The organism is Flavobacterium sp. GQ95 (assembly GCF_059758655.1).
The window spans coordinates 147,269-160,113 of the sequence record NZ_JCAXEB010000005.1; the positions used below are offsets into that span (position 1 = coordinate 147,269).

Below are 12,845 nucleotides of genomic sequence, written 5' to 3' on the forward strand. Positions count from 1 at the left end.
AATAAGAATGGGAGACGCAATTAAAATCTTAATAGTCGATGATAAAAAAGAAAACCTACTTTCTTTACAAGTCATCCTGGCTGACCGTGGTTATCAGTTTGTTGAAGCGACATCGGGGAAAGATGCTTTGCGGATCCTGCTAAAAAACCAGGATTTTGCAATTATCCTTATGGATGTTCAAATGCCATTGATGGATGGTTTTGAAACAGCCGAATTAATTCGCCAAAGTGAAAAACTAAAACACGTTCCCATTATCTTCTTAACCGCCAATATGAATACCAATGAATACATTTTCAAAGGGTATCAGTCCGGCGCGGTTGATTATATGATTAAACCTTTGTCGCCAGAAATCTTGCAGGCAAAAGTGATGGTTTTTACCGAATTGTTCCGAAAAAACCAGGAATTAAGAAAGAAAGAAGAAGAAACGCATGCGCTTAACGAAATTATTCTAAAGACCAATAAGGAACTTGCATCTCAATATGCAGCGATAGAAAAACATGCCGAAGAACTGAAAAAGAAAAACATGGAGTTGGATGCTTTTACATACATCTCAAGCCATGATCTTCAGGAACCACTGCGAAAAATTCAGACCTTTGCAAATCTCATTATGTCTAATGAATATGGCAATTTATCAGAAGATGGAAAGACAAAGTTCGACAGGATTCTTTATGCCTGCAACAGAATGCGTGAACTGATTAACAGTCTACTTACCTTCTCACGTGCAACACTTGTAGACAGAAGGTATGAAACGGTTGATCTTAATGCTATAATTAACGATGTAAAAGAGGCGTTAAACGAAAATTTAAACGAAAAAGGAGCTACCATTATTACTGATTTTCATGATACGGCCAAAGTAATCCCTTTTCAGTTTGTTCAGTTAATGGAAAACCTGATTCATAATGCCATCAAATTTGCCAAAACAGAAACGCCATTAGAAATCAATATTAAAAGCCGTTTGGTTTATGGTATGGATTTAAAAATCGAAAACTTGTCTACAGATGTCAATTATTGTCACATTAGTTTTGGAGATAACGGAATTGGTTTTGAACCACAACACAGCGAGAAAATTTTTGGTGTTTTTCAGAAATTACACGGAAGGGATTTGTATGAAGGAACCGGTATAGGACTAGCCATAGTTAAGAAAATTGTAGAAAACCATAATGGTCATATAAACGCAGTTGGCGAACCCATGCAAGGGGCAACTTTTAATATTTATATTCCCTGTTAATTGAATTCTGTAATACTATTTTGGATTTATATAAAATTTCAAACCTATTGTGAATTAATTTTAAGCTTCTGAAAATGAAAGTTTTATTTTTTTGTTTGAAGTTTAATCTTAAAATGAAATTCACCATGTATTTATCCCTAAAAAACAGCATTGTTACGATGGTGCTATGTTTAACATTCAGTTTCGTAGATGCACAGCAAAATGTAAGCAATTCTCAATGTCGTTACAGCAAAACCGCTGAAGGATTCCTGATGGTATTGCGTGAAGGAGATAACGTTATTTCTTCAATTGAAAATTTGGTTAAAGAACAACAAATTCCATCCGGAAATTTTACCGGAATTGGCTTTGCAGGAGAGGTCACTTTCGGCTTTTTCGACTTTAGTCGGAAAAAATTTAATCCGAAGACATTTAATAAAGTAGAGATGGGAAGCCTTACCGGTTCTGTTGCCTGGAGTGAAGGAAAACCATCCTTACATATTCATGGTGTAGCCACCGATGATAAGTTTAATGCATATGGCGGACATATTTTAGCGCTTAAAGTAGGAACAGGTTCGATGGAAATTTATATTACCATGAATCATGAAAAGTTAGAAAGAAAAATGGAACAACCATTGGGAGCAAATGTTCTACAATTGCCTTGTGTAAAAAATTAACTTATTAAATTTAAAGTTTAAAATCTGATTTTAAATATTTTAGGGCTAAAGTGTCTGATGTTGAGATTTTTATAGTACTTTTAAGTTGTAATATTTTAATTTTTTATCATATGAAAAACAATATTTTAAATGGATTATTATTAGGAAGTGTGCTGATTTCAATGTTGGCCTGTAATACTAAGAAGGAGGAAGAAAAACCTGTAGTAGTAGTTGATAAAGAGCAAATAAAAAAGGAAATCCAGGCAAAAGAAGATGAATTTGCGGCAACTTACAATTCTGGTGAAGCTAAAGAAATTGGATACTATGCTGATGATGCTGTAAGTTATTATCAACACAGAAAACCTTTGGTGGGTAAGAAGGCAATTGGAGAGTTCCTTATGGCCGATTTAGGAACCAATTCTAATAAAATTTCTTTTAAGACCAATGAAGTTTTTGTTTCAAATGATGGAAATCAGGTTGTAGAAAGTGGTTCTTTTACCGTAACAGATTCAGTTAGTAAAACTGTTATTAATAGCGGAAATTATCTTAGTTTATTTGAAAAAAGGGATGGTAAATATGTTTGTGTCAGAGATATGAGTGCCTCAGATGTGGAGGCAAGATAAAAAAACTAAATGCATAAAAAAATGGACTAAAACCTAATAAGTTTTAGTCCATTTTTTTATAAGAAAGAATTTATTTTTAACGTCTTCTTCCGCCTCCGCCTCCAAAGCCGCCACCACCTCGACCACCACTAAAACCGCCGCCACCGCTAAAACCATTACCTGCGCCGCCGCCTCTGGTACGACCGGAATCAAAACTTGGCGATGCCGAACGATTTGAAGTCGACGAACGATTTAGATTTGAGGATCGATCTGAAGTCCCGGCTGAAGGGCGATTTATGTTCGAGGAACGATCTGAGGTACCAGCTGAAGGACGGTTCACTTTTGAAGATCTATCTGAAGTACCTGCCGATGCCCGATTGTTATTTCCTCTGGCCGGCTGCGTACCAGCTCTGTTACCATTACCATAATTTCCTTTTGCCCTGTTATCTGAAACGGTATTGGATCGGTTTCTATCGTTATTATAATGATTAATTTGATTTCTGTTATTAATAATTACTGTATTTCCACCACCATAATGTCCGCCATAATAACCACCATGGTACCAATTGTTATGACGATAAATACCTACTGCCAACACTGTAAATGCTGCAAAATAAGGAGGATAAAAACCATAGTAATAGGGAGGATAATACGGAACATAAGCCGGAGAATATACATACTGCACAATTGGCGCCGATTCTACAACAATAGTAGTGGTAGCAGGAACATTAACTGTAACAGGGTTAGAACCAACATAGGCAGGATTTGCTGTTACTGAAGCACTTGTAGTTTTAGGTTCGATAACATAATTTTTACCATAAAGATCTTCATCTCCAACAATTTGCAGAGAAACTTTTCCATTTTTGTCCTTATTCACTAAAATGACAGCAACATCCTGAGTTTCCTTTTCATTTACGTTTACCTGAAGTACAAACGTAAAAGCATTACCATCTTTTTTAGTGACTACTTTAATAAAGTCAACTTTTTTATCAAGATTCAAATCCAGGTTATTGATTTTTGTCTCCTTTTGATTTAATGTTTTTTCAAAATCTTCAATGGTCTTTGACTTTTGAAAAAGATCAAGTACCGCATACAAATCCAGATTGTCTCCGGGCAAACCTAATGGAGGTACATCTTCGTCTTTTGTTTGAGAAAAAACAGATTGACCCGATAAGCATATTACAACCACTAATAATGACAAAAAAAGTTTTTTCATAATAGGAAAATTTAGAGGAATATACTGCAAGTTAATGAAAATCAGTAATATAAAAAAATATTATATGCTGTTTTGCTTAGACTTGAATTTCTTATTTGTACAAAACATTTTTTCTGTAAAATTTAGTAAACAGGATAGTGCATGACGCTAAGTTAGTTAGTATTAGATACTTTTATTAAAGACTAACCTAACCAAATCAGTTATGATTACTAAAATAAGCTATTCCTTTAATTTTATTGCTTTAATGATTTTCTCCTTCATCATTACAATATCAAATAACAGTATTGCTCAGAAATTAAATATCAAAAATGATGTATTCTGGAACACCAAAGATGGTCTTCCTTTAAACAGTCAGGGTGGTGGTATTTTTAAATTTTCTGATCCTGTAACTGGTGTACAAAAATATTATTGGTACGGCGTTCAATATGTCGAAGCCAATCATTATCGGGAGAATCCGGCAATCACACTAACCAGATCAACTTTTGAAGCTGTAACATGTTATAGCTCAGTTGACTTGGTGAATTGGACATTTGAAGGCAACGTTTTGACGAAAGAAAAAGCTAATCCGAATGGTAAAAGTTGGGTGGGACGTTTAGGTGTCTGTTATATCAAAGAGCTGAAAAAATATGCCATGTTTGTTCAGCATGACAAAGAGGTATTGATTACGCTTTCAGATTCGCCTACAGGAGAATTTGTTTGGGATAAGAAAATAAATATGGAGAAAATGATCGGAACGAGTAATACGGGCGATCAAACCATTTTTACAGATGAAGATACCGGAAAATCGTATTTAGTCTATTCTTACGGAAGAGGCCGCAACAAAATCTATGTTTCTGAAATTGGCCTGAAAGACGGAAAAGTGAATCTGTTAGATTGCACAGAAATTTTTAAAGGAGAAAGTCGTGAAGGAAACTGCATGTTCAAATATCAAAATAAGTATTATATGTTTGCTTCTAACATTTATGGCTGGGACGGTTCTTTTGCTTATTATTTAGTAGCCGATGATATCAGAGGTCCTTATCTTCCAGTAAATGACATGTTGATAATGAAAGGTTGTGAAGAGGATTTTGCACATATTTCGCAAACCGGATTTTTCTTTTCTGTCAAAGGAAGTAAACAAGAAACAATTGTGTATTGTGGAGACCGCTGGGCAGATTTTGCAGGAAATGGCTTGGGGTACAATCAATGGTGTCCGATTTCTTTTGAAGGAAAAGTGCCTTATTTTAATTCTTTAAGTTCATGGAATCTCAATGCTAAAACCGGAAACTGGAAAGTTGCTTCAGACAATAATTATGTAAAAAATGGCAGTTTTGAAGCGGATCGCAGACATATTCCGAGCCCTGTTAAACCGGTGCAAATTCAATTGACAGGCTGGGCAAGTGAAGCTATGGAAGGAAATAAAATAGGGTTAGACAGTATTAATTCACCGGTTTTAAATCATTTTAATACAGAAAGTGAAAGAAAAATTGTCATTGGAGAAAAGAGTTTAAATATTAGCGATAAAGTTAATTTTAAAAGAAAAATTTTTCAGGTTATGTCCTCTTCACCCTTTGTAAAATTAGAGGATGGGTCCTATACTTTAACGGCAAAAATTAAAAACAGTAACGGGTTTACGAATTTGGAAATGTATGCTTTAAGCAACGGAAAAACATTTAATTCTACTATTAAAAACGAGAATACAGAATGGAAAACAATTGTGATTAAAAATATTGTCATTAAAGGAGGCAAGGTCGAAGTAGGTTTTAAGGCAGATGGAAATGCAAATGCTTTTTGTTTAGTTGATGATGTTTCTTTGGTGAGAAGTTAGGAATTATAAGTTATAAGTTATGAGTTTAAAATGGAACTTGAAAGTGAAAAGGTAGGCGTTAGAAATGGATAGAATGATACCTTAAACATGAAATTTCGAGTTTGGAATTTGGAATTTTTTTATTGGAATTTAAATTTTAGAAATTTTGTTGATTCACTAAATAATTTACATTTGTAGAAATGTAATTCATTATGGCTAAAAAAATTCTAATAGTTGACGATCATTTAGTGGTTCGAAATGGGGTTGCTATGGTTTTAGAAAAGCAAATTGAAGATGTAGTGATCTCAAATGCCGAAAATTTCTTTGAAGCTATTGCACTTCTAAAAGAAGATTCTTTTGATCTGATTATTTTGGATATCAATATTCCGGGTGGTAAAAGTACCGGGATGATTACCGATTTGAGAGCTATTCAGCCTTCAGTAAAAATTCTTGTTTTTTCAGCTCATGAAGAAGAGCAATACGCCATAAAATACATTTCTGCCGGTGCTAACGGATATCTGAATAAACTCTGCAGTGAAGAAAAAATAATGTTTGCTATTAACTCTATTTTTGAATCTTCGACTTATATTTCTGCTGAACTCGTAAGTAAACTGGTCGAAGCAAAGGGAAGCAAAAAGGCAATAAATCCGCTGGAAGTTTTATCTAAAAGAGAACTTCAAATTGCACAACTCTTAATAAATGGCAATGGAAATCTTGAAATTTCCAATATGCTGGATATCCACATGTCTACGGTGAGTACTTATAAGGCAAGAGTTTTTGAAAAACTTAAAATTAGTAATTTGGTAGAATTAATTAATCTCTACAAAAGTTTTGAGCATTAATTAAATTCCACCATTATTTCTATAGTGGTTCCTTCATTAATAGTACTCTTAATATTGATATTTCCTTTAATTATCAGAAGAAGTTCAATAATCATATGCAACCCCAAATGATAATTTTTCACGATCGGATTTTTGTAAAAATCAAGATAATACTCAATCAGTTCTTTACTCATACCTTTCCCATTATCAGATATCGTTAAGGTTAGCATATTGTCTTGTGTAACCGATAACAATTCTATCTTTCCATTTTTTGTATTCTTTATGGCATTATCGAGTAAATTATGAATTATAATAGATAACGCTTTATTATTTGTTCTGATGAATAGATTTTGATCTACATTGTTAACGATTATCGTATTTTCTGCGGCAGCAATTTTTCTGAAAATCTGAATTTTTTCCTCAATCAGATCGTATAATGAATAACTTTTATCTTCAAGTTTTTTTCCTTCACTAAATATTGTCGAATATTTTATAAGGTTTTCAACATACTCATATAGCTCATCAGACGATAATTGTATCGTTTCTATTTGTCGTTTAAGTTTTTCATCCTGCTGAATATTTTCGTTATCAGACAAGTGATTTATAGAGGATGTTAGAAATTTTAATGGGCTTTTTATATCATGACTTATACTTTTTACCAGAGTTTCCTGCTGTTTGATCTCTTGTTTTAAATCTTTTTCGGTGCTTTTTAATTTGCTGACAGTTCTTGCCAGCTTTTTGGTTTTTATTGCGATAATCTCCTGAAGCCTTATATTTTTCAATTCGATATAATACAATCGTACGTACCAGATAAAAATTAGAAATAATACGACTAATACATAACAGAGTATCTGAAACCAAATAGTCTGATGAAATTTGGCAGGTATAATGATTGTAATTTTTTTATAGGTATATTTTCCATCAAATCCTGATAAGTTTCTTATTGTCAGCGTGTATTCTCCCGGAGGTAATGTAGTAAAGGATATTAAATTATCTTCTCTTATTTTTTCCCAGCGACTATTGGCTATTTTATCCAGTCTTGCTTCAATGTTTATATTTTCCGGGTTGCCATAATACGGGTAAACTATTGAAAAGCTTATTCTTTGAAAATTGTTTTTCAGTACAATAGTATCTTTTGGATAAAAAACTTTCTGATCAACGAGGACTTTGTCAATAAAAAGTTCCTGACTTGGAAGTAACGGAGTAATTTTATAAGGATCAAAAAATACAATACCATTCATCGACGGTAAAGCGATTTGTTCATTTTTAAGAAAATTTCCGCAAGGCTGGCACCCGCCATTAAATTCATTGGTTAAAAAACCATCTGTCTTATTGTATTGATGGTAATATATAGATTGTTTTTTATTTTTGCTGTAATCTAGTAATGCTTTTCTGGACATCTGGAAGAGACCCTTATTAGTAGGAATCCAGAAAAAACCATTTTTGTCCTCGATTATACAATGAGAGGAGTTAAGATAATTGTGTTCATCTTTAGGGAAGGTATGAAAAACCTTGTCTGAGTACAGGAAAAAACCATTTTCATAAGTAGTAAGCCATATTTTTTTTTCGCTATCAATAAAAACACCCCTAACATGTATCTTTTTGGAGTTCTTTATAAAAAACAACTTCTTTTCCTCTTTTTTATATTTATAAAGACCTATTTCAGTTCCCAGATACAAGGTATTATCATCATACTGCGCAATATGATTGATGTTATCTTCAAATACCGCTACAAGCGATAAAGCACCCTTTTTAATACTGTATAATTTAGCCTTTTGAAATTCGTCTTTTGCCAGACTAATCCATATTGTATTGTTTTGGTCCTTAAATATAGCTTTTGCAGATTGCTTAAAATTATAAGTAGTATATTTTTTATAATTAGATTTCTTTAAATAACAAAAAACATCAAAGGCTCTGCCGATCCATAAATTATCATCATCATCTTTTGCAATTGTTATGTGTTCGTTTAAATAGGTAGATTTAACAAAGGACAGGCTATCAATAACTTTTTTATTAGTAAATATCAGTCCTTCAGCTGTAACAAGCGTATTATCACTGGCAGCTATTGATCCATAATAAATTTCCGCCGATTTATGTAAATCCTTTTTTACAGTATTAAAATCAGGAAAAGTGATGATGCATAGTCCATTCGTATAACTTCCTAAATACAGTTTGTGATTTTTGTTGTCATAAAGAAGAGAAATAATATTACCTTTTTCAAACTCCTTGAAGTTCACAATTGGTATAAATGATAAATGACCTGCACGTGTTGTTAGAAGGTATATATTGTTCTGTGAATAAATAAATACCTGGTTGGCACTAATATTCCAGTAGAGTTTATATTTGTTTTTTAAAAGCGGAGAATGAAGCGTTGCCGATTTTCCCTGTTCTGAAAAGCAATCAATGTCACCGTTCTCTTTGAGATAAAATAGGGTGTTGTTAATGGTAAAAAACTTAAAGACATTATCGCTTTTGTAGTTTGTTTTATAAATACGCTGCAGTTTAGCATCACAGAGTTCTATTTTTTCAGTATCTATAAAAAAAAGATTCCCAGTGGATGTTCTGATATAATATGGCTCACGCGGATTTATGGTGTTGTTGGAAGGAAGCCCGTCATGATAGTAAAAACGCTGCCCATTTCTGATAATTTTATAGGCGGGACTGCCTTTTTTGATGAGCCGGATCTTTCTCTGATGAATAAGAACAAGTTCTTTTTTATCAGTATTATAACAAAACAAACTATCTTTTTGTACGTTGCCTAAAATCTCAGTAAAACGACATTGTTTTAAGTCTGTATTAGAAGAATTAAATGTAAGGAAACTATTGCCGTCGTAGCGAACCAGTCCATTTTCGGTTGTCATCCAGATAAAATTATATTTATCCTGTGCGATTGCTTTTACACTACTTTGAGGTAATTCATTATTGTCTGCCGTATACCATCTTGCTGTATAGTTTTCCTGACAATTTACTTTAATTGAAGTTAGTAATACTACAAGGAAGCAATAACGAAATGATGAAAACAACGTCATTTTTGACATCGGACTGATTTTAAGCACACAAACTTAACAAACATAATTCATAATTTTTGATTTGTAGTTTTAAATCTACAAACTTGTAGGTTTATTGGTACAAGTTGTCGTAATTTCACAATGTTCGATACGGTTATATTTGTTTAAAACCGTAGTCTTAAAAACTTTTGATTAAAAAGAAAGATGAATAAAAATTAGAGATTATGAAAATAGGTATTATAGGAGTTTGTAATATAACTTTAGATTTTGCTGACAGAGCTGCCAAATCAGGACATGAAGTGCTGATTAGCCATAATCGTTGTAACCAAAGTTTAAAACCTATTATTGAAAAAATGGGAAATAAGGTAAAATTAGTTACTAAAGAGAAAGCTGTAAAAGCCAATATGATCATATTGTTTATTCCCCGTCAGGACCTTAAAGCTTTTTTTGATGATTTGCCTGATATGACAGAAAAGATATTGCTTCATACAAACAATCCTCTTTTTAGTCTGGAATATCTGGAATCTGATAAAGATACCAAATCTTCCAGTGAAATTATAGCTTCTCTGTTACCAGCCGCTCATGTGGTTAAAATATTCAATATTCTGCAACCCGGAATAATCTTGCCACAATCTCAAAATCAGGCCGGAAATGAAATATTCTATACCGGAACGAATACAAAAGCAAAAAATAAGGTAAAAAGTTTTTTAAAAACTATAAATTTTTCAGGCTGCGATCTTGAAGACTATCAATTAAGCCGATGCTAAAATTATAAATAGTAAGGCTTAAAAAAAATGTACTTCCAGGTTATCCCCTGTAAATATCAGCATGAAAAAAACACATTCAAACAAGGAAGTACAAAAATTAATAATTTCCGATAATTATATTTTCAAATATATAAACCTTACATGCCGGAAGTTTATAAAATTAAAATTTGCACTTATATAATTATCACATCTTCCTTCTGTCCAATTTCGACGAATAATTGCTACAAGAAAGATGTAAACTTTTGATTTATCTCATTTTATCCTCAAGATATTAAATCGTATTCCTTTATAATAATAGATTTTATCTATTAAAGTAGATTAATTTAATATACATCTTTCGATTAACTCTTTTATTTTGTTTGTAAATTAGTCTGATCATAAATAATTAGACAAGTAATAAAAACAAAAAATAAATTGTAATCATGGAAGACCACTCAAATGACATCAGCAAATGCCCTTTTCATAATGGCAGTATGGACAATGTAGCAGCTACAGGCACAAAAAATCGTGACTGGTGGCCCAACCAATTAAAAGTAAATATTCTGCGACAACATTCTCCATTATCAGACCCAATGGGAGGAAACTTTAATTATGCAGAAGCTTTTAAAAGCCTTGATCTTGAAGCATTAAAAAAAGATTTACATGACCTAATGACTGATTCACAAGAATGGTGGCCGGCAGATTTTGGTCATTATGGAGGTCTTTTTATCCGAATGGCATGGCATAGTGCCGGAACGTACCGTGTAGAAGATGGACGAGGAGGAGCAGGTGCAGGACAACAGCGTTTTGCCCCTCTGAACAGCTGGCCTGATAACGTAAGTCTTGACAAAGCACGCAGGTTGCTATGGCCTATAAAACAGAAATATGGAAGAAAAATTTCCTGGGCCGATTTGCTGATTCTAACAGGAAATATTGCATTAGAATCAATGGGCTTTAAAACTTTTGGTTTTGCCGGAGGAAGAGCAGACGTTTGGGAACCGGACGAAGCAGTTTACTGGGGATCAGAAACTACATGGTTAGGAGGCGATGAACGTTACAAAGATGGTTCTGAAGGAGTGCCGAAAGAGCATGGAGTTGTATCGTCAGATGACGATGCCGATGGACATGTACATACCAGAAATCTGGAGAAACCGCTTGCTGCAGTACAAATGGGACTTATATACGTAAATCCTGAAGGGCCAGATGGAAATCCGGATCCTATTTTAGCTGCGAAAGATATTAGAGACACTTTTGGTCGTATGGCCATGAATGATGAAGAAACGGTTGCACTTATTGCCGGTGGACATACCTTTGGTAAAACGCATGGTGCTGCTTCTTCTGATAATGTAGCTGAAGAGCCTGAAGCAGCCGGTTTAGAACTACAAGGTTTTGGCTGGAAAAATGGTTTTGGTTCAGGTAAAGGTGCTGATGCCATCACAAGTGGACTTGAAGTGACCTGGACAACAACACCAACACAATGGAGTAATAATTTCTTCGAAAATTTATTTGGTTTTGAATGGGAATTATCTAAAAGTCCTGCAGGTGCGCACCAATGGGTAGCTAAAAATGCACAACCTATTATTCCGGATGCCTTTGACAGTTCTAAAAAACATTTACCAACAATGCTTACAACAGATTTATCATTGCGATTAGATCCTGAGTATGAAAAAATATCAAGACGTTTTCTTGAAAACCCTGATCAGTTTGCAGATGCATTTGCACGTGCCTGGTATAAACTGACACATCGTGATATGGGACCTATCTCGCGTTATTTAGGACCTGATGTTCCACAGGAAGAATTATTATGGCAAGACCCTATTCCAGTACTAAATCATGAATTAATAGATCAGAACGATATAGAGCAATTAAAAGGGAAAATTCTGAATTCAGGACTAAGCATTTCTCAATTAGTGGGAACAGCCTGGGCTTCGGCTTCTACTTTTAGAGGATCAGATAAACGTGGCGGTGCGAATGGTGCACGTATAAGACTGGCTCCGCAAAAAGACTGGTCCGTAAATAATCCGGCGCAACTTAAGGTGGTTTTAGATAAACTGGAAAGTATTCAGGCAGACTTTAATGCAGCACAAGGAGGTGGAAAAAGAGTTTCATTAGCAGATCTAATTGTTTTGGCTGGTTGTGCAGGAGTTGAGAAAGCAGCTGCAGCTGCCGGAAGTACAGTTAGTGTACCTTTTTACCAAGGGCGAATGGATGCAACTGCAGAACAAACTGATGTGGAGTCTGTTGGATACTTAGAACCAAAAGCAGATGGTTTCCGTAATTACAGAAGAACAAAATCATCAGTGGCGACTGAAGAATTGCTAATTGATAAAGCACATTTGTTAACACTTACTGCCCCAGAACTAACCGTACTTTTAGGAGGACTGCGTGTATTGGATATTAATACTGATGGTTCTAAAAACGGAGTTTTTACACACCGTCCGGGTCAGCTTACGAATGATTTCTTTGTAAATTTGCTTGATATGAATACACAATGGCAATCTGTTTCTAACGATAAAGAACTTTATGCAGGAAACGATCGTAAAACAGGTCAGCCAAAATGGATAGGAACACGTGCCGATTTGGTTTTTGGATCTAATTCAGAATTAAGAGCCGTTGCAGAGGTTTATGCAAGTAGCGATGCACAGGAAAAATTTGTGAAAGACTTTGTTGCGACATGGAATAAAGTCATGAATTTGGATCGATTTGATCTTGCTTAAAGTAAGAAAATAAATAGCTAAAAAAGGCGTCGAGAATTCGGCGCCTTTTTTGTTTAACAGTGCTATAATATTTTATAGTAGAATCCTGA

9 protein-coding genes are annotated in these 12,845 nt (G+C 34.1%); 7 read left to right on the plus strand and 2 right to left on the minus strand.

Annotated features, from left to right (window positions below; translation table 11 throughout):
• Nucleotides 1-7: 7 nt before the first annotated feature.
• The 3 genes from AC6CH4_RS11680 (at nt 8) to AC6CH4_RS11690 (ending at nt 2,483) form a co-directional block, all read left to right on the plus strand.
• A complete protein-coding gene (locus AC6CH4_RS11680; RefSeq protein ID WP_498103153.1) occupies nt 8-1,228 on the plus strand; it encodes a sensor histidine kinase in 1,221 nt (406 codons plus the stop codon).
• 125 nt (nt 1,229-1,353) lie between these two features.
• Nucleotides 1,354-1,881: a PPC domain-containing DNA-binding protein gene (locus AC6CH4_RS11685; RefSeq protein ID WP_498103156.1), complete on the plus strand. Its 528-nt coding sequence runs from the start codon at nt 1,354-1,356 to the stop codon at nt 1,879-1,881.
• Between the two features lie 110 nt (nt 1,882-1,991).
• Nucleotides 1,992-2,483 carry a YybH family protein gene (locus tag AC6CH4_RS11690; RefSeq protein ID WP_498103158.1) on the plus strand — a complete coding sequence of 164 codons (492 nt, stop codon included), beginning with the start codon at nt 1,992-1,994 and terminating at the stop codon, nt 2,481-2,483.
• A gap of 76 nt (nt 2,484-2,559) precedes the next feature.
• On the opposite strand, the gene AC6CH4_RS11695 is transcribed toward AC6CH4_RS11690, so the two are convergent.
• Nucleotides 2,560-3,678, minus strand: coding sequence for a hypothetical protein (locus AC6CH4_RS11695; protein ID WP_498103160.1), 1,119 nt, complete (start codon nt 3,676-3,678; stop codon nt 2,560-2,562).
• 202 nt (nt 3,679-3,880) lie between these two features.
• Between AC6CH4_RS11695 and AC6CH4_RS11700 the strand changes: the two genes are divergently transcribed.
• On the plus strand, nt 3,881-5,485 hold the full coding sequence (locus tag AC6CH4_RS11700; RefSeq protein WP_498103162.1) for a family 43 glycosylhydrolase: 1,605 nt from the start codon (nt 3,881-3,883) through the stop codon (nt 5,483-5,485).
• Between the two features lie 191 nt (nt 5,486-5,676).
• Nucleotides 5,677-6,306, plus strand: coding sequence for a response regulator (locus AC6CH4_RS11705; RefSeq protein ID WP_498103164.1), 630 nt, complete (start codon nt 5,677-5,679; stop codon nt 6,304-6,306).
• Here AC6CH4_RS11705 and AC6CH4_RS11710 read toward each other — a convergent pair.
• Nucleotides 6,303-9,323 carry a sensor histidine kinase gene (locus tag AC6CH4_RS11710; RefSeq protein WP_498103166.1) on the minus strand — a complete coding sequence of 1,007 codons (3,021 nt, stop codon included), beginning with the start codon at nt 9,321-9,323 and terminating at the stop codon, nt 6,303-6,305. The two genes, AC6CH4_RS11705 and AC6CH4_RS11710, sit on opposite strands and share 4 nt — an antisense overlap.
• 194 nt (nt 9,324-9,517) lie before the next feature.
• On the opposite strand from AC6CH4_RS11710, the gene AC6CH4_RS11715 reads away from it, so the two are divergent.
• The gene (locus AC6CH4_RS11715; protein ID WP_498103168.1) at nt 9,518-10,060 is read left to right on the plus strand and encodes an NAD(P)-binding domain-containing protein; all 543 of its coding nucleotides are present in this window, start codon (nt 9,518-9,520) and stop codon (nt 10,058-10,060) included.
• Nucleotides 10,061-10,482: 422 nt separating this feature from the next.
• Nucleotides 10,483-12,756, plus strand: coding sequence for a catalase/peroxidase HPI (katG, locus tag AC6CH4_RS11720; RefSeq protein ID WP_498103170.1), 2,274 nt, complete (start codon nt 10,483-10,485; stop codon nt 12,754-12,756).
• The last annotated feature ends 89 nt before the right edge of the window (nt 12,757-12,845 follow it).